This window comes from Burkholderia sp. PvR073 (assembly GCF_054055695.1).
The window spans coordinates 43739-66618 of record NZ_JBSRXO010000004.1; the positions used below are offsets into that span (position 1 = coordinate 43739).

Consider the following 22880-nt stretch of genomic DNA (forward strand, 5'->3'; position numbering starts at 1 on the left):
TCGCGATCCCGCTATCATCGATATCCGTTTACTCGACTACACCATTCAGCCATGCGCCTGCTCGGAATCGACCTCGGTACCGGCTCCATCAAACTCGTCACACTCGATGCCGACGGCGTCGAGCGCGCGGTTGCGAGCGAACCCTATGCGTTGTCTTCGCCGCAGCCCGGCTGGGCCGAAATCGCGCCCGACGTGTGGTGGCAGGCACTCGTGCGCGCCGCTGCGCGGCTGCCGGCCGCCGAGCGCGAGCAGGTCGCCGCGATCGGCTTCTCCGGCCAGATGCATGGCGTCGTGCTGATCGACGCGGCCGGGCAGCCGGTGCGGCCCGCACTGTTGTGGCCCGACACGCGCGCGGTGCGTGAAGCGGACGCGGCCGACTGGCCCGGCGCCGGTTTGCCCGTCGCACCGAATCCCGTCGCGCCCGGCATGGCGGGCCCGCTGTTGCGCTGGCTGGCCGCACACGAACCGCAGGCGCTGCGGGCCGCGCGCCGTGCCGTGCAGCCGAAGGACTGGCTGCGCATCGCACTGGGCGGCGAGATCGCGGCCGATCCGAGCGATGCGTGCGCGACCGCGCTCGCGACGCCGGACGGCGCGTGGGATACGGCATTGATCGACTCGCTGGGCCTGTCGGCCGACCGCTTCGCGCCGGTGCAGGCGTCGAGCGCGCGCTGCGGCGTGCTCGCTGCGACGGCTGCGGCGGCACTCGGGCTGCCGGCCGGCGTGCCGCTTGCGACCGGGGCGGCCGATACCGCGTGCGCGGCGCTCGGCAGCGGGCTCGTCGCGGCCGGCGACGCGCTGCTGACCACCGGCAGCGGCGGCCAGATCGTCGTGCTCGCGGATCGCTTGCCGCCCGCGCGGCGCGGGCTGCATCGCTATCGCACGGCGGCCGGCGGCGGCTATTACACGATGGCCGCGATGCAGAACGTCGGGATCGCGCTCGAAGCGGTGCGCGGCTGGCTCGGCTATGCCGGCTGGCCGGCGGCGTACGACGACGCGTTCGCGCAGCCGCCGTCCGAGCGGCTCTGCTTCCTGCCGTACCTGACGGGCGAGCGCTCGCCGTGGATGAATCCCGATGCGCGCGGCGGCTGGCTCGGTCTGGGGCTCGGTGACACGCGCGGCGCGATGATGCGCGCCGCATTCGAAGGCGTCGCGTTCGCGTTGCGCGCGGGGCTCGATGCGATCCGCGACGCGAACCCGGCCGATCCGGTGACGACGCTGCGCCTCGCCGGCGGCGGCTCGGTCGATCCGCGCTGGCGCCAGTTGCTCGCGGATGCGCTCGGCGCCTCGCTCGACGCGGTCGATTGCCCGAACGCCGCGACCCGGGGCGCCGCGCTGCTCGCGGGCGTCGCGATCGGGCACTGGCATGAAGACGCGCTGCGCACGCTGGCGCCGGCTGCATCGCCGGTCGCCGCGCCGCGCGACGATCGCGCGCTGGCCGCACGCCATGCGCGTTTCGTCGATCTGTATGCGCGAACGGATGCGTGGTTCACGACCGCCGTTTAAACTCGGGCACTTGTCCTGTTGCGACGGCGGTGACGCATCGCGGCAAGCCGACGACTGTTTCGCGCACGCGACGGGCGGCGGGATCGGGGATCATGCCGGGCACGGTTTCGCCGTGTCGCGCGGCACGGCCTGGCCTGACACGCACGCGCTGGCGCTCGGGAAGCTCGGCGACGGCTTCGACTCGACGAAGACGGGCGAATCGATTCGCCCGATCGTGCTGTATTGAACGGAAGGGAACCCCATGCTCGAACTCGTTTCTTCGCATGCTTGCCACGGTGGCGAGCAACGCTTCTATCGCCACGATTCGAAGGCGATCGGCCTGCCGATGAAGTTCTCGGTGTACCTGCCGCCGCAGGCGGCGCACGGCCGCGTGCCGGCGCTGTTCTACCTCGCGGGGCTCACGTGCACCGAGGAGACGTTCGCGATCAAGGGCGGCGCGCAGCAGTACGCGGCGCAGCACGGCCTCGCGCTCGTGATGCCCGATACGAGCCCGCGCGGCGCGGACGTGCCGGGCGAGACCGATGCGTGGGATTTCGGCGTCGGCGCGGGCTTCTATGTCGACGCGACGCAAGCGCCGTGGTCGACGCATTACCGGATGGAGTCGTACGTGACGGGCGAGCTGCGCGAACTCGTCGCGGCCGAGCTGCCGATCGACGGCGCGCGGCTCGGGATCTTCGGCCACTCGATGGGCGGGCACGGTGCGCTGACGCTCGCGCTGCGCCATCCCGACCTGTACCGCTCGGTGTCGGCGTTCGCGCCGATCGCCGCGCCGACGCGCTGCCCGTGGGGCGAGAAGGCGTTCTCGGGCTACCTGGGCGCGGACCGCGACGCGTGGAAGCAGCACGACGCGAGCGAGCTCGTCGCACGTGCGGATGCGCCGAAGTTCGCGGACGGCATCCTCGTCGACCAGGGCCTCGCCGACTCGTTCCTCGCGAACCAGCTGAACCCCGACGTGTTCGAAGCCGCGTGCGCGAAGGCCGGCCAGCCGCTGACGCTGCGCCGACACGCGGGCTACGACCACGGCTACTACTTCATCTCGACGTTCATCGCCGATCACGTCGCGCATCATGCGCGCGTGCTGGCACGTTAGTGCGACAAACTGGCCGCGCCATTTCGCGCGTCATCGGGTGGCGTGGTGCTTCGCCTTTCGCAGCATGCGCAAGGCGAGCCATGTCACCGACATCACGACCGCCAGTGCTATCAGCAAATGCACGACGATCACAAGATCGTCGCCGGCCTCGCCGTCCCAGAACCCGGGAGTGTGCGTGACGAGCCAAGCCCACGCATGCTCAGGTATCGGTAGTGCGAACGACTCGTGAGTAAGGCACAGCCTTGCAAGCAGTACTGACGCTACAAGTACCCATGCAGTTACTGTGGCTCGGTACACGACTCGCCTCATCTGACTGTAACCGTGCCGTATACCCGCAGCGAGGAGCCGGGGATCGAAAAGGGCTTCTGCGAGATCAACAAGTCTCTCAGTCGCGCGTATTCGATCGTCGATTCGATTGTTACGCACCCCCTGCTGATTCCCTGTACGCCTTTGGGGTGAAGCCGGAAATTGCCACGTCTGACGTCGTCGCAAAGTACGTAATCGTCAATGTTGCTGTCGGCGGCATACAGGGCAAACCAGTCCCGTTTGTCGCTGAAGAACTCTCGCAGCGGGCCCAGCATGCCGCCGGTTGGCCGATCGACAATGTAGTACCGGCCCGGCGGAATGGCACCTTCGCCAGCGAGGCATGACGACGACCGGCGATTACGGTGACGCGCGCTGCCTGAAAAGGCTGGAAAGGACATGGCACCGCATTGCAGAACGCTCATGTTCTGATCGTTCAGTTCGAATTTGCATTCGAGCATGGCAGGTATCGCTCAGCATGATTGAGTGCCGAGAATGCTGCCATGGTCAATGCAGTGCGCACAATCTGACCGATACGAAATATATCGGGTGCGTCGACAAGCGCGGCGACGCGTTTGCCGAGAGTCGGCTGAATGTCATGTGTGACGCCGCAACAGGCTCGCGCCATACACGAGCGCGGACAGCGCGGTGATCCAGAAGCTCGTCGGCCAGTCGGTGTGATACGCGAGCGTGATCCCGAGCCACGCTTCGAACAGCGCGAACAACGCGGCGAGCAGCACGCCGGTCGACAGCCGCGTCGACACGTTCTGGGCGGCCGCGGCCGGCCCGACCAGCAGCGTGAACACCAGCAGCACGCCGACGATCTGCGTCGCCGCGGCCACCGCGAGCGCGCATACCGCGAGGAACAGCATCGACACCGTGCGCAGCGACACGCCCTTGGCTTCGGCCAGCTCGGGCTGCAGCGACGCAAACAGCAGCGGCCGCGCGATCAGGGCGAGCGCGACGAGGCTCACCGCGCCGATGCCGGCCAGCACCGCGAGCGTGTCGCGGCTGACCGCGAGCACGTTGCCGAACAACAGCGCGGTGACCTGCGTCGCGAACGACGTGTAGAAGTGCAGGAACAGCAGCCCGAAGCCGAGCGCCCCCGACAGCACCACGCCGATCGCGACGTCGCGGCCCGCGAGCCGTTCGCCGAGCGCGCCCATCCCGATTCCGGCCGCGAGCGTGAAGCCGACCATCCCCCAGATCGGCGAGATGCCGAGCAGCACCGCGCCGGTCGCGCCGGTGAAGCCGACGTGCGACAGCGCGTGGCCGGCGAAGGTTTGTCCGCGCAGCACCAGGAAGTAGCCGACGATGCCCGCGAGCACCGCGACGATCCCCGACGCGGCGAACGCGTTGATCATGAAGTCGTATTCAAACATCGTGCGAATGCCCGGGATGAGCGTGTCCGTGGTGGTGATGGCCGTGGCCGCCGCCACCGCCGTGCGAGTGGCCGTCGTCGTCCTCGTGTTCGTGATCGTGCTTCTCGACTTCGACGTCGCCCGACATCACGAAGATCTTGCCGTTCACGCGCATCACGTCGATCGGCGAACCGTAGAGTCGCGACAGCACCGGCTTGGTGATCACCTCGTCGACGGTGCCGAGCGCCGCGACGCCGTTGCCGAGATACAGCACGCGGTCGAGCGCGTTCAACAGCGGATTCAGTTCGTGCGCGGAAAACAGCACGGTGATGCCGAGCTCGCGCTGCACGTTGCGCACGAGCTCGACGACGCCGCGCTGGTGGTTCGGGTCGAGGCTGATCAGCGGCTCGTCGAGCAGCAGCAGCTTCGGGCTGCCGAGCAGGCACTGCGCGAGCAGCAGCCGCTGCCGCTCGCCGCCCGACAGTTCCGACAGCGGCCGGCGCGCGAGCGCCGCGCCGCCGACGAGCTCGAGCACGCGCTCGACGTCGCGCCGCGTCGCGGCGTTCGGGTGCGGCAGCCCCCAGCGATGGCCGTCGGCGGCCATCGCGACGAAGTCGTAGCCGCGCATCCGGCGATTCGCGAGGCCGCTCCTGATCTGCGGCATATAGCCGATCGACGCGTTGCCGCGCACGACCGGCACGCCGCCGACCGACAGCGTGCCGCTCGAGACGGGCACGAGACCGAGCACCGCGCGCATCAGCGTCGTCTTGCCCGCGCCGTTCGGCCCGAGCACGCCGACGAATTCGCCGGGTTCGATCGAGAAGCTGACGTCGCGCAGAATCGTGCGGCCGCCCAGTTCGAGCGTGACGCGATCGAGTGCGAGTGCGTGGGGAGTAGCGGTCATTTCGTTGCGTCGATCATTTCTTGCTGGCGGAAAGCGCGGCCGCGAGCGCGTCGAGCTGGCCGGCCATCCATTGCTGGAAGGTCTTGCCGGCCGGCTGCGTCTCGGTGACGCTCACGCTCGGCACGCCGCCGTCGCGCGCGATCTTCAGCAGGCGCTTGGTCATCGGCGCTTCGGCCTGGCTGTTGTAGATCAGCACGCGCACCTGCTTGTTGCGCAGGTCGTTCTCGAACGCGGCGACGTCCTGCGCGCTGGCTTCGGTGTCGTTCATCGTCGCGAGCTGGAAGCGCTGGTTGCGCATGTCGAGGCCGATCGCGTCGGACATGTAGCCGAACACAGGCTCCGTGGCCGTCACCGGCACGCCCTTGTACTGCGCGCGCAGCGCGGCGACCTTGTCGTCGACGGGTTTCAGCGACGCGACGAACGTCTGCAGGTTCGCGTCGTAGTCGGCCTTGTTCGCCGGATCGGCACGGCCGAGCTCGGCCGCGATCGCGCGCGCGGCGGCCGGCATGGTCGCCGGGTCATACCAGACGTGCGGATTGTCGCCGGCCTTCTTGCCGACGAGATCCGCGACGACGATCGTCGCGCGCTTCGCCTGCTTCGACGCGCCGAGCAGCTTGCCCATCCACGGATCGTAGTTCGCGCCGTTGTAGATCACGACCTGCGCATGCTGCAGCGCGCGCGCGGTCTTCGGGCTCGCTTCGAACAGGTGCGGATCCTGGTCGGGATTGCTGAGGATGCTGGTCACCGCGACATGGCGGCCGCCGATCTGCGATGCGACGTCGCCATAGAAATTCTCGGCGGCGACGACGTTGACGGTCGCGGCCTGCGCGAAGGAGGGCGCCGCGATCGACAGCGCGGCAGCCGAGGCGGCCAGCAGGCGAACAAGCGGCAGGGCGCGTCGTGGCGCGCGCTTCAGGGCAATGGACATGGAACTCCTCGTTGGAAGGGGGCGGCGCCGAGCGCCGCGCGGGGCGTCAGCGGTGCGCGGGCTTGCCCTTGCAGTGCCCGCACAGGCCGTTCAGCTCGACGACCTGGTGATGGACTTCGAACCCGTGCGCGGGCGCGCTCGCGGACAGCTGCTTCGCGAGGTCGCTGCCCGGGATCTCGACGGTCTCGCCGCACGAATCGCAGATCAGGAACTGGCCTTCGTGCGGCACGCCGATCTCGCAGCACGCGAAGAACGCGTTCTTCGATTCGATCCGGTGGATGAAGCCGTGCTCGACGAGGAAATCCAGCGCGCGATAGACGGTCGTGGGCGGCACGCGGCCGCGCTGCGGCTCGAGCTCGGCGAGCAGGTCGTACGCGCCGATCGGGCGCTGCGCGGCCAGCACGCGTTCGTAGACCTGGCGGCGCAGCGGCGTCCACGCGAGCCCGTGCTCGGCGGCAAATGCGTCGGCCCGGGACAGCCGGGCGTCGATGGGCGATGAGGTGGCCATGGCGTGAAGCAGGCAAGAAACGAAGTATGGCGATGATATAACGTATCTCCCCACCGTGCAGCCCGAATTCCTTCCCGCGCATCCGCTCCGTCCCCTTCATCGCGGTTTCAGCCGCGCCGCACCCGGTGCGCCGCGCCTTGCCGGACGCGGGTCACGAGCCGGCGCTGCGCTGCGCCGTGCCGCAGCGCATCATCGAAAGCCGCCGCGTCGCCTTGACAGCGCGAATCGCGTATCCGATCATTCGATCACCAACAGAGCAATTGATCGGTCGGCGAGCGTTCGCTCACCTCGCGACCTTCGAGCAGCAGAACGAACCGGAGACAACCAGTGAGACTGGAACAGAAGGTCGCGATCCTGACGGGCGCGGCAAGCGGTATCGGCGAGGCGGTCGCGCAACGCTATCTGGACGAAGGCGCGCGCTGCGTGCTGGTCGACGTGAAGCCGGCGGGCGGCTCGCTCGCACGATTGATCGAGGCCAGTCCCGGCCGCGCGGTGGCCGTCACCGCGGACGTCACGCGCCGCGACGACATCGAGCGGATCGTCGCCACCGCGGTCGAGCGCTTCGGCGGCGTCGACATCCTGTTCAACAACGCGGCGCTGTTCGACATGCGCCCGATCCTCGACGAATCCTGGGACGTGTTCGACCGGCTGTTCGCGGTCAACGTGAAAGGGCTGTTCTTCCTGATGCAGGCCGTGGCGCAGCGGATGGTCGAGCAGGGCCGCGGCGGCAAGATCGTCAACATGTCGTCGCAGGCAGGGCGTCGCGGCGAGGCACTCGTTTCGCACTACTGCGCGACCAAGGCCGCGGTGATCAGCTACACGCAGTCGGCCGCGCTCGCGCTTGCGCCTCACCGGATCAACGTGAACGGCATCGCGCCGGGCGTGGTCGACACGCCGATGTGGGAGCAGGTCGATGCGCTGTTCGCGCGCTACGAGCAGCGTCCGCCCGGCGAGAAGAAGCGGCTCGTCGGCGAGGCCGTGCCGCTCGGCCGGATGGGCGTGCCGGGCGACCTGACGGGCGCCGCGCTGTTCCTCGCGTCAGCCGACGCCGACTACATCACCGCCCAGACGCTGAACGTCGACGGCGGCAACTGGATGAGCTGACTTGACGATGCTCGCACGCGCAACTCAGGCGGGGTCGCTAAACGCGGCCGCCGCCGCACGAGGGCCCGCATGATGGCCGAGATCGTGGTCGCCGGCGAACTGCTGGCCGAATTCGTCGCCGCCGAGCGCGGCCAGGGTTTCGACACGCCGGGCCTGTTCGCGGGCCCGTTTCCGAGCGGCGCGCCGGCGATCTTCGCCGACCAGGCCGCGCGGCTCGGCGCGCGCGTCGCGTATGCGGGCTGCGTCGGCCGCGATGCGTTCGGCGACGCGATCGTCGCGCGGCTCGAGCGCGACGGCGTCGACGTCGCGCGCATCCGCCGCGTTGCACGCCCGACCGGCACCGCATTCGTCGCGTATCGCGACGACGGCTCGCGCAGCTTCGTCTTCAGCCTGTCCACCAGCGCGGCCGCGTGCGTGGACGCATCCGACGTCGACACCGCGATATTCGACGGCTGCCGCTACTTCCACGTGATGGGCTCGTCGCTGACGAGCGAATCGGCGATCGCGGCGGTGCAGCGCGGCGTGATCGAAGCGGCGCGCGTCGGCGCGAAGGTGTCGTTCGACCCGAACGTTCGGCCGGAGATGCTGAGCTTCCGGCCGATGCGCGCGGCACTCGACGCGATGCTCGCCGCGTGTCACCTGTTCCTGCCGAGCGAGGCCGACCTGCCGTTCTTCTGCGGGCCGCAGCCGGCCGAGCGTGCGATCGCGGGGCTGCTCGCGACGCATCCGCTGCTCGAGCGCGTCGTGCTCAAGCGCGGTGCGGCCGGCAGCGCCGCATTCGATCGTGCGAGCCGCGTCGACGTGCCGGCCTGGCCGGTCGACGAACTCGATCCGACCGGCGCCGGCGATTGTTTCGGCGGCACGCTGGTCGCGAGCCTCGTCGCGGGCCTGCCGATCGACGTCGCGCTGCGCCGTGCGAATGCGGCCGGTGCGATCGCCGTCACGCGGCGCGGCCCGATGGAGGGCAACAGCAGCGCGGCCGAGATCGATGGCTTCCTGACCGAACGAGGTGTCGCATGTCCGGCCTGACCTTCACCGCCGAACGCCCGCGCAACGCGCACGCCGACGCCGTGCTGCGAATGATCTTCGACGCGAATCGCGCGGATGCGCAGCGCGGCATCTATTCGATCTGCAGCGCGCACCGGCTCGTGCTGGAGGCCGCTTGCGAGGCCGCCCGCGCGGACGGCTCGCCGCTCCTGATCGAGGCGACCTGCAACCAGGTGAACCATCTCGGCGGCTATACGGGCATGACGCCGGCCGATTTCCGGCGCGACGTCGATGCGATCGCGCAGCGCTGCGGGCTTGCGCCATCGGCGCTCGTGCTCGGCGGCGACCACCTCGGCCCGAACCCGTGGCGGCACCGCCGTGCGGCCGACGCGATGCGCGAAGCGGCCGCGATGGTCGCCGCGTATGTCGAAGCCGGGTTCGAGAAGATCCACCTCGATGCGAGCATGGCGTGCGCGGACGATCCGCCGCGGCTCGACGACCGGACGATCGCCGCGCGCGCGGCCGAGCTGTGTCGCGCGGCCGAAGACGCGGCGTCGCGCGCCGGCGTCGCGCCCGTCTACGTGATCGGCACCGAGGTGCCGACGCCGGGCGGCGAAGTGGCCGGCGACGCCGATGGCGATGCGATCGCGCGGATCGCGGTCACGCGCGGCGACAGCATCGCCGCGACGCTCGATGCGCACCGCGGCGCATTCGCGGCGGCCGGGCTCGACGATGCGTGGACCCGCGTGGTCGCGATCGTCGCGCAGCCGGGCGTCGACTTCGACGATCGCCACGTGCTCGACTACGACAGCGCGAAGGCCGCGTCGCTCGGCGCGAGCATCCTGCGCACGCCGCGCCTCGTGTTCGAAGCGCATTCGACCGACTACCAGACCGAAGGCGCGCTCGCCGCGCTCGTGCGCGACCACTTCGCGGTGTTGAAGGTCGGCCCCGCGCTGACCTTCGCGCTGCGCGAGGCGTTGTTCGCGCTCACCTTCATCGAGGACGCGCTGATCGGCGACGTCGCGCAGCGCTCGCGCTTGCGCGACGTCGTCGACGCCGCGATGCGCGCGCAGCCCGAGCATTGGGCGCCGTACTACCGCGGCGACGAAACCGAGCAGCGGCTCGCGCGCCAGTTCAGCTACAGCGACCGGATCCGCTACTACTGGCTGCAGCCGGCCGTCGCGGCGGCGGTCGAGCAACTGTTCGACAACCTCGCGCGGCAGCCGGTGCCCGAGACGCTCGTCGCGCAGTGGCTGCCGGACGTGTACGCGGCGTGCCGCGCGGGCGGCCTCGCGAAGGAGCCGCGCGCGTGGGTGCGCCACCGGATCCGCGAGGTGATCGCGCACTATGCGCGCGCGTGCGGCATGCAGCCGGCGTGACGGGCCGAGAAGGAAACGCAGCAACGCGACACACGCAATACGTAATCGGTAATACGCAACACACGATACGCAACACCGACGACAGTTCGAACAATCACAGGAGACATGCCATGCAACGAAAGATGCTCGATGCCGCCGCACGCTGCTTCGCCGGAGCCGCGCTCGCGACGGCCGCGTGCGCGGCGTCCGCCGGCACGCTGACGATCGCGACGCTGAACAACCCGGACATGATCGAGTTGAAGAAGCTGTCGCCGGCGTTCGAGAAGGCGAACCCCGACATCAAGCTGAACTGGGTGATCCTCGAGGAGAACGTGCTGCGCCAGCGCGCGACCACCGACATCACGACCGGCAGCGGCCAGTTCGACGTGATGGCGATCGGCACCTACGAGACGCCGCAGTGGGGCAAGCGCGGCTGGCTCGCGCCGATGACGGGGCTGCCCGCCGACTACGACCTGAACGACATCGTGAAGACCGCGCGCGACAGCCTGTCGTACAACGGCCAGCTGTATGCGCTACCGTTCTACGTCGAGAGTTCGATGACGTTCTACCGCAAGGACCTGTTCTCGGCGAAGGGGCTCAAGATGCCCGACCAGCCGACCTACGACCAGATCGCCGAGTTCGCGGACAAGCTCACCGACAAGGCGAAGGGCACCTACGGGATCTGCCTGCGCGGCAAGGCCGGGTGGGGCGAGAACATGGCGTACGTGTCGACGGTCGTGAACACGTTCGGCGGGCGCTGGTTCGACGAGAACTGGAACGCGCAGCTGACGTCGCCGGAATGGAAGAAGGCGATCGGCTTCTACGTGAACCTGCTGAAGAAGGACGGGCCGCCGGGAGCCAGCTCGAACGGCTTCAACGAGAACCTGACGCTGACCGCCTCGGGCAAGTGCGCGATGTGGATCGACGCGACGGTCGCGGCCGGGATGCTCTATAACAAACAGCAGTCGCAGGTCGCCGACAAGATCGGTTTCGCGGCCGCGCCTGTGGCCGCCACGCCGAAGGGCTCGCACTGGCTGTGGGCGTGGGCGCTGGCCGTGCCGAAGACGTCGAAGCAGCAGGACGCCGCGCGCAAGTTCATCGCGTGGGCGACGTCCAGGCAGTACATCGAGATGGCCGGCAAGGACGAAGGCTGGGCGTCGGTGCCGCCGGGCACCCGCACGTCGACCTACCAGCGTCCCGAGTACAAGGCCGCCGCGCCGTTCTCGGATTTCGTGCTGAAGGCGATCGAGACGGCCGACCCGAACGATCCGTCGCTGAAGAAGGTGCCGTACACGGGCGTGCAGTACGTCGGGATTCCTGAATTCCAGTCGTTCGGCACGGTGGTCGGCCAGGCGATCGCGGGTGCGGTCGCCGGCCAGACGACGGTCGACCAGGCGCTGGCCGCCGGGCAGGCCGCCGCCGACCGCGCGGTCCGGCAGGCCGGCTACAAGAAGTAACGCGGCCCGCACCGTGCGCGCCACCGCGCACGGTGCACGTGGCCGAAGCAACAACGCGGGACGGCCGTTCGCGCCCGCGCCTCAACCGGAGGGACTCCGATCATGCGTCACTTGCGTCTTCCCCTGAGCCACGCGCCGTCGGTCGGCGACGCGTCGTCGCCGCCGGGCGCGCCGCGCCGCGCGCGCGGCGGCCCCAGCTGGCTCGTGTCGCCGTCCGTCGCCGTGCTGCTGCTGTGGATGTCGATTCCGCTCGCGATGACGATCTGGTATTCGTTCTCGCGCTACAACCTGCTGAACCCGGACGTGAAGGGCTTCGCCGGGCTCGACAACTACCGCTTCCTCGCGACCGATCCGTCGTTCCTGCCCGCGATCTGGCACACGCTCGTGCTGATCGGCGCGGTGCTCGCGATCACGGTGGTCGGCGGCGTGCTGATGGCCGTGCTGTTCGACCGCAAGTTCTACGGGCAGGGTATCGCGCGGCTGCTCGCGATCGCGCCGTTCTTCGTGATGCCGACGGTCGCCGCGCTGATCTGGAAGAACATGATCCTGCATCCGGTGTACGGGCTCGTCGCGAACGCGATGCGCGCGCTCGGGATGACGCCGGTCGACTGGTTCGCCGATTACCCGCTCACCGCCGTGATCATGATCGTCGCGTGGCAGTGGCTGCCGTTCGCGTTCCTGATCCTGTTCACCGCGATCCAGTCGCTCGACCAGGAGCAAAAGGAAGCCGCCCGCATCGACGGCGCGGGCCCGATCGCGATGTTCTTCTACATCACGCTGCCGCACCTGAAGCGCGCGATCGCCGTGGTCGTGATGATGGAGACGATCTTCCTGCTGTCGATCTTCGCGGAGATCTACACGACGACGGGCGGCGGCCCGGGCAATGCGACGACCAACCTGTCGTACCTGATCTACGCGCTCGGCCTGCAGCAGTTCGACGTCGGCCTCGCGTCCGCGGGCGGGATCATCGCCGTCGTGGTCGCGAACGTCGTGTCGTTCTTCCTGGTGCGGATGCTCGCGCGCAACCTGAAGGGGGAGTACGAAAAATGAGCGACCTGACTCTGGAAGGCCGGCGCGCGCCGGCCGCATTCGACCTCGTGCGGCGCGCGCTGCCCGGCGCGCTGGCGTGGCTGATCGCGCTGCTGCTGTTCTTCCCGATCTTCTGGATGGCGATCACCGCGTTCAAGACCGAGCAGCAGGCCTACGCGTCGACGCTGTTCTTCGTGCCGACGTTCGACAGCTTCCGCGAGGTGTTCGCGCGCAGCAACTACTTCGGCTTCGCGTGGAACTCGGTGCTGATCTCGGCGGGCGTCACGGTGATCTCGCTGCTGCTCGCGGTGCCGGCGGCCTACGCGATGGCGTTCTTCCCGAACCGCCGCACGCAGAAGGTGCTGCTGTGGATGCTGTCGACCAAGATGATGCCGTCGGTCGGCGTGCTCGTGCCGATCTACCTGCTGTGGAAGAACGCGGGGCTGCTCGATACCGTGTCGGGCCTCGTGATCGTGTACACGCTGATCAACCTGCCGATCGCGGTATGGATGACCTTCACGTACTTCAACGAGATTCCGAAGGACATCCTCGAAGCGGGGCGCATCGACGGCGCGTCGACGTGGCAGGAGATCGTCTACCTGCTGATGCCGATGGCGCTGCCGGGCCTCGCGTCCACCGCGCTCCTGCTCGTGATCCTGTCGTGGAACGAGGCGTTCTGGAGCATCAACCTGTCGAGCTCGAACGCCGCGCCGCTCACCGTGTTCATCGCGTCGTACTCGAGCCCCGAGGGTTTGTTCTGGGCGAAGCTGTCCGCCGCTTCCCTGCTCGCGGTCGCGCCGATCCTGATCGTCGGCTGGCTGTCGCAGAAGCAGCTCGTGCGCGGGCTCACGTTCGGGGCGGTTAAATGAGCGCGGCCGGCAAAGGTGCGGCCGGCGAAGGCATGGTCGGCCATGGGTTGAACGTGCTGATCTGCGATTGCGACGGCGTGCTGATCGACAGCGAGGCCGTCGCCGCCGACGTGATCGTGCGCGAGCTCGACGCGCGCTGGCCGGGTGTCGATGCGCGGCCAGCCGTGATGCCGCTGCTGGGGCTGCGCATCGAGCGCGTGCTGGCGGGCGCAAGCGAGGCCGTCGGCCGCACGCTGTCGGCCGATGACGTCGACGCGATCCGCCGCGCGGTCGAGGCGGCGGCCGTCAACGCGCCGATGGTCGACGGCATCGAGACGGCACTCGCGGCGATCAGCCTGCCGACGGCGTGCGCGAGCAACAGCTACCGCGCGTATGTCGAGGCGGCGCTCGCGCGCACCGGCCTCGCGCGCTTCTTCGGCGACCGGCTGTTCTGCGCGGACGCCGTCGCGCGGCCGAAGCCCGCGCCCGACGTGTATCTCGCGGCCGCGCGCGCGCTCGGCGCGGTGCCCGCGCAATGCCTCGTCGTCGAGGACAGCGTGACGGGCATCACCGCGGCCGCCGCGGCCGGCATGACCGTGCTCGGCTTCGTCGGCGGCGGGCATGCGTCGGCCGCGCAGGTCGATGCGCTGCGCGGGATCGGCGCGCGTCACGTATTCGACGACATGCACGAGCTGCCCGGCTACGTCGCGCGCTGGCAGGCGACGGGCGCGGTGCTGCCGGGCTAGGGCACGTCAGCTGAAACAGACCCTCACCACGAACGATTGCGCGCCGCGTCGAACGCGGCGCATCACGAACGAACGGAGACAGACCATGGCAAGCGTGCTCCTGCGCAACATCGCGAAGCGCTACGACGACACCGAAGTGCTGCGCAACGTGAACCTCGACATCGCCGACGGCGAATTCGTCGTGTTCGTCGGCCCGAGCGGCTGCGGCAAATCCACGCTGATGCGGATGATCGCCGGGCTCGAGGACATCTCGAGCGGCGAGCTGCTGATCGACGGCGCGAAGGTCAACGACGTGCCGAGCGCGAAGCGCGGCATCGCGATGGTGTTCCAGTCGTATGCGCTGTATCCGCACATGACGCTGTACGACAACATGGCGTTCGGCCTGAAGCTCGCTGGCGCGAAGAAGCCCGAGATCGATCAGGCGGTGAAGCAGGCCGCGAAGATCCTGCACATCGATCACCTGCTCGAGCGCAAGCCGAAGCAGCTGTCGGGCGGCCAGCGGCAGCGCGTCGCGATCGGCCGCGCGATCACGCGCAAGCCGAAGGTATTCCTGTTCGACGAGCCGCTGTCGAACCTCGATGCGGCGCTGCGCGTGAAGATGCGGCTGGAATTCGCGCGGCTGCACGACGAGCTGAAGACGACGATGATCTACGTGACGCACGACCAGGTCGAGGCGATGACGCTCGCCGACAAGATCGTCGTGCTGTCGGGCGGCGCGGTGCAGCAGGTCGGCACGCCGAACACGCTGTATCACGCGCCGGCGAACCAGTTCGTCGCGGGCTTCATCGGCTCGCCGAAGATGAACTTCCTGAAGGGCACGGCCGAGTCGGCCGATGCGACCGGCGTGCTGGTGCGCTTCGACAGCGGCGAGACGCAGCGCGTGGCGGTCGATGCGGCGGGGCTGCAGCCCGGCGCGGCCGTGACCGTCGGCGTGCGGCCCGAGCATCTGCTGGTGTGCGCGACGGGCACCGGTGTCGCCGCGCGGACGATGGCCGTCGAATCGCTCGGCGATGCCGCGTATCTGTATGCGGAGTCGGCGGTCGCGCCGGACGGGTTGATCGCGCGGATTCCGCCGCTCGACACGTACCGCACCGGCGCAGCGCTGCACGTGTACGCGCAGGCCGAGCATTGCCACCTGTTCGACGAGAACGGGCAGGCGTTCCGGCGGCTCAGCGTACACGCGAAGGCCGCGTGACGGGCGGCGCCTGCGCCGCTCAGATGCGCAGGTGTTCGGCCATGTGGTCGACGAACGCGCGCAGCTTCGGCGTCGGATGGCGGCCCGACGGCCACAGCACGTAGACCGGCGTGCGGCTCGCGACGTGTTCGTCGAGCACCGCGTGCAGCGTGCCGTCGGCGAGCGCGTCGCGCACGAAGAACTCGGGCAGGCACGCGATGCCGAGCCCGCGCAGCGCGAAGCACACGCGTGTTTCCGCGTTGTTGCTGACCATCGAGACCGGCACCTCCGGTGGCGTGCTGGCGCGCGGTGCGCGCAACGGCCAGATCTCGAGCTTGCCGCTGCTCGGGAAGCGGAAGTGCAGGCAGCGGTGCTGCGCGAGATCGGCCGGCGTGCGCGGCGTGCCGTGCCGCTCGAGGTAGTCGGGCGACGCGACGAGGTGTTGCCGGAAGTGGCCGAGCAGCCGCGATGACAGCCGCGAATCGGCCGGCCGGCCGGTGCGCAGCACCACGTCGAAGCCTTCGTCGACCACGTCGACGATCCGGTCGTTGAAGTCGATGTCGAGCTCGATCTCCGGATACACGGTCATGAAATCGGCGAGCACCGGCAGCAGCAGCGTGCCGATCGTCGGCAGGCTCACGCGCAAGCGCCCGCGCGGCGCTTCGGCGCTGTGCGTCAGTTCCTGTTCGGCCGCGTCGATCTCGGCGATCACGCGCCGGCACCGTTCGAGAAAGCGTGCGCCTTCGGCCGTCAGCGTGATGCTGCGCGTGCTGCGGTGAAAGAGCCGCACGTTCAGGCGCGCCTCGAGCCGCGCGATGCGCTTGCCGATCGCGGACGCCGACAGCCCGAGCGCGCGGCCCGCCGCGACGAAACTGCGCGTTTCCGCGACCTGAACGAACACGACGAAGCCGCCGAGGTTTTCCATGCGAGTTTCCGATTGCGGACGCCAGCGTCCGGATTGTCCGGAACTCTACCCCGGTTTTTCTTCTCGCGCCGGCTCCCTACGATGGGCGTTCCTTCACTGTTCGAGGTCGCACCATGTCATTCCTGCCTGTCATCGCTCGTCGCGTCGAAGCCGGGAGCGCATCATGAGCGATTGCCCGTCGATGGACGGCCGTGTTGCCGGCCGGCCGGCGCAGGCGGCCGAACGCCTGCCGGTCGCGAACCTGCTGGCGCTCGCCACCGCCGGTTTCATCACGATCCTCACCGAAGCATTGCCGGCCGGCTTGCTGCCGCTGATGAGCGTCGACCTGCATGTGACCGAGGCGCTGATCGGCCAGCTCGTGACCGTCTATGCGCTCGGCTCGATCGTCGCGGCGATTCCGCTCGTCGCCGCGACACGCGCGATGCGCCGGCGCGGCCTGCTGCTCGTGGCGCTGGCCGGCTTCGTCGTGTCGAACGCGGTGACGGCCGTGTCGCCGTACTACGCGCTCACGCTCGTCGCGCGTTTCGTCGCCGGGATGGCGGCCGGGCTGCTGTGGGCGCTGCTAGCCGGTTACGCGAGCCGGATGGTCGATGTGTCGCTGCGCGGCCGCGCGATCGCGGTCGCGATGCTCGGCGCGCCGGTCGCGATGTCGATCGGTATTCCGGCCGGCACTTCGCTCGGCGCAGCGTTCGGGTGGCGCGTCGCGTTCGCGGGCATCACGCTCGCGGCGCTGGCACTGATCGGCTTGATCCGCCTGCGCGTGCCCGATTATCCGGGGCAGCCTGCCGGCGCGCGCGAACCGGTGTTCGGCGTGATGACGCTGCCTGGCGTGCGGCCGGTGCTGACGGTGATGTTCGCCTACGTGCTCGCGCACAACATGCTGTACACGTACGTCGCGCCGTTCCTCGCGGGCATGCGGATGGGCGCGCAGGTCGATGTGGTGTTGCTCGTGTTCGGCATCGCGTCGCTGGTCGGCATCGCGCTGACGGGCGCCTGGATCGGTGCGGCGCAGCGGCGCCTGACGCTTGCGAGCATCGCGTTGTTCGCGCTCGCGGCGGCGATACTCGGCGCCGGCTCCGGGATGACGATCGTCTATGCGGGCGTAGTGCTGTGGGGGCTCGCGTTCGGCGGTGCGCCGACGCTGTTCCAGACGGCCACCGCGAACGCGGCCGGGGAGTCGGCCGATGTCGCGCAGTCGATGCTCGTGACGGTGTGGAATCTCGCGGTCGCGGGCGGCGGCATCGCGGGCGGGATGCTGCTCGGCGCAACGGGCGCCGGCGCGATTCCGTGGGTGCTCGTCGCGCTGCTGGCGGCCGCGTGGGCCGTCGCGTGGCGTGCGCGCCGGCATGCGTTCCCGGCGCCGCGCGCGGCCTGAGCCGGGGTGGTCGACGGCGGTGTCAGGCCGCCTTCGCCTCGAGTGCCGCACGCGCGCAGGTCTCGTCGGTGACGAGCCCCGACAGCCAGCCGCCGCGCAGCGCGGCGATCACCGCGTCGCGCTTTTTCGGGCCGCCCGCGAACGCGATCGTCGGACGTTTCGGCGGCGCGTCGAGCGCGACGCTCGTCACGCGCGCGCTCGTCGACACGTCGACCAGCCTGCCCCGCGCATCGATCGGCACGCCGAGCAGCTCGGCGACCGCGCCGAGCGCGGTCATCTCGTCGCGTTCCTGTTCGGTGATGAAGCCGTCCTCGTAGAGCGGGCAGTGCGGGCCGATGTTGCCAATCCCGACGAACGCGACGTCGGCCTGCGCCGACAGCGCATCGACGATCCGGTACAGACGGTGATTGCACCATTGCGCGCGCTCGGCGTCGCTGTCGGCGAACAGCGGCGCGGGCAGCAGGAAGTGCTTGCTGCCGGTCTTCTCGGAGATGTACTGCGCGACGTCGTAGCGGTTCGACGAGCCGTCGGCCGCGATCGCGCCGACCATCGACACGAGCCGGTGCTGCGGCCGCTCGATCTGCGCGATCTGCGCGACCGCCGCCTTCAGCGTGCGGCCGCTGCTGATCGCGATCACCATCGGCCGCGTTTCGTTCAGATAGCGCTCCATCACCTGCGCGCCGGCGACGGCGAGCTTGCGGTCGATTGCTTCGGGCGCGTCGGCATCGACCGGCACGACTTCGCACATCGCGAGCCCGTAGCGTTTCGACAGTTGCGCGCCGAGATCGAGACAGTCGGCGAGCTGGTGATCGACGCGCACGCGGATCAGGTTCTTCTCGACCGCGAACGCGACGAGGCGCTGCGCGACCGGGCGCGACACCTGCAGCTTCTCGGCGATTTCATTCTGCGTGTCGCCCGCGACGTAGTAGAGCCACGCGGCGCGTGTGGCGAGATCGAGTTTTTCTGAGGACTTGGACACGATAGCGGTTCGGTTTGGATCTGGGGGCCGCCCCCGCGGGCCGGCCGTCAGGCGGCGCCGACGGCATCCACTGTAACGCATGCCGGGCGCACAGCCGACGGCCGCTGCGCGTCGCCGCGGCGGCGCTTATGCGAGCCGCGCGCGCGACGGTTCGTAAAGCGGGCGCACGTGGCGATACAGCGCGCGGAATGCGTCGAGGCGCTCGCGCAGCAGCGCATGGCGCGCGGCGTCGGGCGTGTATTCGGCGCGCACCGGCGGCTTGGTCAGCACCACCTGCGGATCGCCGCCGACGGCGAGCCAGCCCAGGCGCGCCGCACCGAGCGCCGCACCGGTTTCGCCGCCGCCGTGCTGGCGCGTGTGCACGTTCAGCGCATCGGCGATCAGCTGCGCCCAGTACGCGCTGCGCGCGCCGCCCCCGATCAGCGACAGCCGGTCGGTTTCGACGCCGGCCGTGTGCAGCGCGTCGAGGCCGTCCGCGAGGCCGAGCGTCACGCCTTCGAGCACCGCGTAGCCGAGATGCGCGCGTTCGGTCGCGTGCGTCATCCCGAAGAACACGCCCTGCGCATACGGATCGTTGTGCGGCGTGCGTTCGCCGGACAGGTAGGGCAGGAACAGCGGCGCCGTGGCGAGCGCGTCCGCGTCGAGCGCCTCGATTTCGGCGAGCAGCGCCGGCTCGTCGGTGCCCGTCAGCTTGCAGACCCAGCGCAGGCAGCTCGCGGCCGACAGCACGACGCTCATCAGCTGCCAGCGATCGGGAATCGCGTGACAGAACGCATGCACGGCCGAGGCGGGATTCGGCATGAAGCGGTCGCCGACCACGCTCAGCACGCCCGACGTGCCGAGCGACACGAAGCCGTCGCCCGCGTGGATCGCGCCGATGCCGAGCGCGCTCGTCGCGTTGTCGCCGCCGCCGCCCGCCACCACGACGGCCTCCGACAGCCCGAGCTCGCGCGCGACGTCCGCACGCAGCGTGCCGGACGGCGCGTTGCCTTCGACGATGCGCGGCATCTGCTCGCGCGTCATGTCGCACGCGGCGAGCAGCGCGTCGGACCAGTCGCGGCGCGCGACGTCGAGCCACAGCGTGCCGGCCGCGTCGGACGGGTCGGACACCTTCGCGCCGGTGAGCCGGAAGCGCAGGTAGTCCTTCGGCATCAACACGCACGCGGTCGCGGCGAACACGTCGGGTTCGTGCTTCGCGACCCACAGCAGTTTCGGCGCGGTGAAGCCGGGCATCGCGAGGTTGCCGGCCAGCGCGTGCAGATCGGGCGCGCGTTCGGTGAGCAGCGCGCATTCGTCGGCGCTGCGCATGTCGTTCCACAGGATCGCGGGGCGCAGCACGCGATCGTCGCGGCCGAGCAGCACGGCGCCGTGCATCTGGCCCGACAGGCCGATCCCGCGCACCTGCGCGAACGCCTGGGGGTGCCGTTCGCGCAGCGCCGCGAGCGCGGCGAGCGTGCCTTGCCACCAGTCGTCCGGATGCTGTTCAGCCCAGCGCGGATGCGGCCGCGACACGCCGAACGGCGTGCCCGCGGTGCCGACCACGGTGCCGTCCGGGGCCAGCAGCAGCACCTTCACTTCCGAGGTGCCGAGGTCGATGCCGAGATACATGAGCGATCCGTTCCGTCAGTGAGGAGCCGCTACTTTAGCCGCACGCACGCGCGCATGCCAACGCAGGTTCGCCCGGATGCGCGGCCGCTTGGCGCGCCGGCCGCCGGGCGAGGGCCAAGGGGCCGTGAATCAGCGCTGCGCGAGCCAGGCGTCGACACGTGCGAGCCCGGCGCGCAGCGCGTCGAACAGCGCGGCGTTGCCGGCGAGCGAGCCCCACAGCGCGCGGCTCGCGCACAGCGCGACGACCGGGTCGTCGGCTTCCACGATCGCCCGCGCGGTGCCGTCATCCATCACGCCGTCCTGGTATTCATACGGCAGCAGCCCGCGCGCCCAGCGTTCGAGAAAGCGCAGGAACAGCGCCGGCAGCACCGCGGTGGCGACCGGCGCCGCGCCGCGCGCGAACGATTCGACGAGGGTCGGCGCGATGAAGCCGGGAATCTTCGAGAAGCCGTCGGCCGCGACGCGCTGGTTCGTGTCGAGCACGTACGGGTTGCCGAAGCGTTCGAGCACGACGTCGCGATAGCGTTCGAGGTCGAGCGGGCTCGGGCTGAGGCACGGGATCACGTCCTGCGTCACGTAGTCGTGCGCGAAGCGGCGGATCGCCGCGTCGTGCGTGCCTTCGTGGATGTACGTGCAGCCCGCGAGCGTGCCGGCCCAGGCGATGCAGCTGTGCGTCGCATTGAGGATGCGGATCTTTGCTTCCTCGTACGGGTGCACGTCGTCGACCAGTTCCGCGCCGGCCAGCTCCCAGCGCGGCCGGCCGGCCGCGAAGCGGTCCTCGATCACCCACTGGATGAACGATTCGCCCATCACCGGGCACGCGTCGTCGACGCCGGTGGCCGCGCGCACGCGTTCGCGCACGTCGTCGGTCGGGCGCGGCGTGATGCGGTCGACCATCGCGCTCGGCGTCGCGACGTTCGCATCGAACCACGCGAGCAGGCCGGCCTCGCCGCGCCGTTCGAGGAATTCGCGCATGCCCGCGCGAAAGCGCGCGCCGTTGTTGCGCAGGTTGTCGCAGCTCTGCAGCGTGAGCGGGCCCGCGCCGCGCGCCACGCGTTCGGCGAGCAGCGCCGCGAGCGCGCCGTACAACGTCGTGCGCGCGCCCTGCAGGTCGGCCGCGAGATCGGCGTTCGCGATATCGAGCCGGTTGTGTTCGTCGAGGTAGTAGCCGCCTTCGGTGACGGTGAACGACACGATGCGGCACGCCGGGTCGGCGCCGGCGTCGATCAGCGCGGCGAGGTCGATCGACCACGGCAGCACGCGCGAGATCGCGCGGATCGTCTCGTATGCGCGCTCGCCTTGCGGCGTGACGGTTTCGAGCGTGTACGCGCCGTGCTGCGCGGCGAGCGCATCCATCGTCGCGCGCATGTCGTCGCGGATGTTGCCGACGGTCAGCGACCAGCGCTCGCCGGCCGGCACGGCCGCATTCACGCGATGCAGATACCACGCCTGGTGCGCGCGGTGGAACGAGCCTGCGCCGATGTGCAGCAGCACGGGCGTGCGGGCGGAGGGCGATTCGGTCATCCGGTGTCTCCTGTCGCGATCGGATCCCGGCCGGCCTGGCGGCAGCACCCGCGAGCCGCGCCGTCGAATACGATCATTTGCTCATCATGTGAGCGAATGATCGTATTCGGGCGAACGAAAGTCAAGGCGACGACACGGCATTTCGATGGTGCGCTGCGGGGCGGGAGGGCGGGCGTCAGCGTGTGTCGCGTGCATTGCGGGTGAGCGCGACGAGTTCGTCGAGCAGCTTGCCGGCCGGCCCCGGCAGGATCCCGTGGCGGCGGCGGAACGCGGTGAGCGTGCGCACCGCGACCACTTCGCGCACCGGTAGCGTGTCGATCGTGCCGGCGCGCTGTTCGGCGCCGTACATCGGTTCGGCCATCCAGCTCAGGAAGCCCGCGTGCGCGACGAGACTCTTCAGCGTCGTGACCGAGCGCGTCTCGACCGCGATGTCGGGCAGCGCGAGCCCGTGCGCGTCGAAGGTCGCGCGCATGTGGTCGAACGGCGCGGTGCCGCGCGGCGGAATCGCCCAGCGCGCGTGCAGCGTGTCGGCGAGCGTCGGCGCGCGTCCGAGCGCACGCAGCGGATGGTGCGGCGCCGCAACGATATGGCTGCGATCCTCCCAGCGGCACTCCGGAATCGCGACGATCTCGTCGGTGTCGGGCCCGTGCGCGGACAGCGCGAGGTCGATCTCGTGCTTGTTCAGCCCGTCCGCGAGCCGGTCCCACACGCCTTCGAGAATCTCGACGCGCAGGTTCGGCCAGCGGTCGAGCACGCGGCCGACCGCGACCGGCAGCACGAGGCTCGCGATGCTGCCCACCGTGCCGACCTTGATCGTGCCCTTCGCGAACCCGCGCATCGCATCGAGCTCCTCGCGCGCGTGCTCGGCCTCGTGCTGCAGCAGCGTCGCGTGCGGCAGTAGTGCCTCGCCGAACGCGGTCAGCTGCACGCCTTTCGAGTGGCGCTCGAACAGCGGCGCGCCGACCTGATCCTCGAGCCGCTTCAGGATCCGGCTCAGCGCCGGCTGGGTCACGTGCAGCGCGTCGGCCGCGCGGCCCAGGCTGCCGCACGTGACGATGGTCGTGAATGCACGCAATTGCCGGAGATCGAAAGTCATGCCGAATCGTAATGGCTTTTCGCAGAAAATACAGTATCCGAGAATGACTCGCGCTTCGATACTGTGGAAACCG

22 protein-coding genes are annotated in these 22880 nt (G+C 69.8%); 12 read left to right on the top strand and 10 right to left on the bottom strand.

The genetic code is table 11. The features are described 5' to 3' along the window. Positions 1 to 51: 51 nt before the first annotated feature. The 3 genes from ACVK00_RS14515 to fghA are packed head-to-tail and all read left to right on the top strand — an operon-like array spanning position 52 to position 2593. Positions 52 to 1503, top strand: a complete 1452-nt coding sequence (locus ACVK00_RS14515) for a xylulokinase (protein WP_354122860.1) — start codon at positions 52 to 54, stop codon at positions 1501 to 1503. Positions 1504 to 1513: 10 nt separating this feature from the next. Next, positions 1514 to 1729 (top strand): hypothetical protein, encoded by a 216-nt coding sequence (locus tag ACVK00_RS14520; RefSeq protein ID WP_354122859.1) that lies wholly within the window; start codon positions 1514 to 1516, stop codon positions 1727 to 1729. A 15-nt stretch (positions 1730 to 1744) separates the two neighbouring features. Further along, a complete protein-coding gene (gene fghA, locus ACVK00_RS14525) occupies positions 1745 to 2593 on the top strand; it encodes an S-formylglutathione hydrolase (protein WP_228905497.1) in 849 nt (282 codons plus the stop codon). A gap of 305 nt (positions 2594 to 2898) precedes the next feature. On the opposite strand, the gene ACVK00_RS14530 is transcribed toward fghA, so the two are convergent. The 5 genes from ACVK00_RS14530 to ACVK00_RS14550 all read right to left on the bottom strand — a co-directional run bounded on the left by ACVK00_RS14530 (position 2899) and on the right by ACVK00_RS14550 (position 6597). After that, on the bottom strand, positions 2899 to 3357 hold the full coding sequence (locus ACVK00_RS14530) for a DUF2778 domain-containing protein (RefSeq protein WP_284897649.1): 459 nt from the start codon (positions 3355 to 3357) through the stop codon (positions 2899 to 2901). A 135-nt stretch (positions 3358 to 3492) separates the two neighbouring features. Continuing rightward, complete coding sequence (locus ACVK00_RS14535) at positions 3493 to 4278, bottom strand: metal ABC transporter permease (protein WP_284897647.1); 786 nt, start codon at positions 4276 to 4278, stop codon at positions 3493 to 3495. After that, the gene (locus tag ACVK00_RS14540) at positions 4271 to 5161 is read right to left on the bottom strand and encodes an ABC transporter ATP-binding protein (RefSeq protein WP_284897644.1); all 891 of its coding nucleotides are present in this window, start codon (positions 5159 to 5161) and stop codon (positions 4271 to 4273) included. The genes ACVK00_RS14535 and ACVK00_RS14540 overlap by 8 nt, the downstream gene beginning before the upstream one ends. A gap of 13 nt (positions 5162 to 5174) precedes the next feature. After that, positions 5175 to 6089, bottom strand: a complete 915-nt coding sequence (locus ACVK00_RS14545) for a metal ABC transporter solute-binding protein, Zn/Mn family (protein WP_228905491.1) — start codon at positions 6087 to 6089, stop codon at positions 5175 to 5177. Positions 6090 to 6135: 46 nt separating this feature from the next. Continuing rightward, complete coding sequence (locus ACVK00_RS14550) at positions 6136 to 6597, bottom strand: Fur family transcriptional regulator (RefSeq protein ID WP_011657790.1); 462 nt, start codon at positions 6595 to 6597, stop codon at positions 6136 to 6138. Between the two features lie 327 nt (positions 6598 to 6924). On the opposite strand from ACVK00_RS14550, the gene ACVK00_RS14555 reads away from it, so the two are divergent. From ACVK00_RS14555 to ACVK00_RS14590, 8 genes are all read left to right on the top strand, one after another. Further along, complete coding sequence (locus ACVK00_RS14555) at positions 6925 to 7701, top strand: L-iditol 2-dehydrogenase (protein ID WP_284897641.1); 777 nt, start codon at positions 6925 to 6927, stop codon at positions 7699 to 7701. A gap of 72 nt (positions 7702 to 7773) precedes the next feature. Then, complete coding sequence (locus ACVK00_RS14560) at positions 7774 to 8730, top strand: sugar kinase (protein WP_284897782.1); 957 nt, start codon at positions 7774 to 7776, stop codon at positions 8728 to 8730. Then, positions 8718 to 10067 carry a D-tagatose-bisphosphate aldolase, class II, non-catalytic subunit gene (locus ACVK00_RS14565; protein ID WP_354122857.1) on the top strand — a complete coding sequence of 450 codons (1350 nt, stop codon included), beginning with the start codon at positions 8718 to 8720 and terminating at the stop codon, positions 10065 to 10067. Before ACVK00_RS14560 ends, ACVK00_RS14565 begins: the two co-directional genes overlap by 13 nt. Before the next feature lie 110 nt (positions 10068 to 10177). Beyond that, positions 10178 to 11503 (top strand): ABC transporter substrate-binding protein, encoded by a 1326-nt coding sequence (locus ACVK00_RS14570; RefSeq protein WP_354122856.1) that lies wholly within the window; start codon positions 10178 to 10180, stop codon positions 11501 to 11503. A 102-nt stretch (positions 11504 to 11605) separates the two neighbouring features. Beyond that, entirely contained in the window at positions 11606 to 12553 is a 948-nt protein-coding gene (locus ACVK00_RS14575; RefSeq protein WP_006759345.1) for a carbohydrate ABC transporter permease, read from the top strand. Then, positions 12550 to 13401, top strand: a complete 852-nt coding sequence (locus tag ACVK00_RS14580; protein WP_175665440.1) for a carbohydrate ABC transporter permease — start codon at positions 12550 to 12552, stop codon at positions 13399 to 13401. Before ACVK00_RS14575 ends, ACVK00_RS14580 begins: the two co-directional genes overlap by 4 nt. Continuing rightward, a complete protein-coding gene (locus ACVK00_RS14585) occupies positions 13398 to 14126 on the top strand; it encodes an HAD family hydrolase (RefSeq protein ID WP_284897634.1) in 729 nt (242 codons plus the stop codon). Before ACVK00_RS14580 ends, ACVK00_RS14585 begins: the two co-directional genes overlap by 4 nt. Positions 14127 to 14211: 85 nt before the next feature. After that, a complete protein-coding gene (locus ACVK00_RS14590; protein WP_284897632.1) occupies positions 14212 to 15321 on the top strand; it encodes an ABC transporter ATP-binding protein in 1110 nt (369 codons plus the stop codon). Between the two features lie 19 nt (positions 15322 to 15340). On the opposite strand, the gene ACVK00_RS14595 is transcribed toward ACVK00_RS14590, so the two are convergent. Next, positions 15341 to 16225 carry a LysR family transcriptional regulator gene (locus tag ACVK00_RS14595; protein WP_284897629.1) on the bottom strand — a complete coding sequence of 295 codons (885 nt, stop codon included), beginning with the start codon at positions 16223 to 16225 and terminating at the stop codon, positions 15341 to 15343. A 163-nt stretch (positions 16226 to 16388) separates the two neighbouring features. Between ACVK00_RS14595 and ACVK00_RS14600 the strand changes: the two genes are divergently transcribed. Further along, a complete protein-coding gene (locus ACVK00_RS14600) occupies positions 16389 to 17600 on the top strand; it encodes an MFS transporter (protein WP_284897626.1) in 1212 nt (403 codons plus the stop codon). A gap of 22 nt (positions 17601 to 17622) precedes the next feature. On the opposite strand, the gene ACVK00_RS14605 is transcribed toward ACVK00_RS14600, so the two are convergent. The 4 genes from ACVK00_RS14605 to ACVK00_RS14620 form a co-directional block, all read right to left on the bottom strand. After that, on the bottom strand, positions 17623 to 18579 hold the full coding sequence (locus ACVK00_RS14605) for a sugar-binding transcriptional regulator (protein ID WP_228905482.1): 957 nt from the start codon (positions 18577 to 18579) through the stop codon (positions 17623 to 17625). Between the two features lie 126 nt (positions 18580 to 18705). Further along, positions 18706 to 20187, bottom strand: coding sequence for a xylulokinase (xylB, locus tag ACVK00_RS14610; protein WP_228905480.1), 1482 nt, complete (start codon positions 20185 to 20187; stop codon positions 18706 to 18708). 129 nt (positions 20188 to 20316) lie between these two features. Then, positions 20317 to 21711, bottom strand: a complete 1395-nt coding sequence (dalD, locus tag ACVK00_RS14615; protein ID WP_175794150.1) for a D-arabinitol 4-dehydrogenase — start codon at positions 21709 to 21711, stop codon at positions 20317 to 20319. A 175-nt stretch (positions 21712 to 21886) separates the two neighbouring features. Further along, positions 21887 to 22807 carry a LysR family transcriptional regulator gene (locus tag ACVK00_RS14620; RefSeq protein ID WP_284897617.1) on the bottom strand — a complete coding sequence of 307 codons (921 nt, stop codon included), beginning with the start codon at positions 22805 to 22807 and terminating at the stop codon, positions 21887 to 21889. Positions 22808 to 22880: the final 73 nt, after the last annotated feature.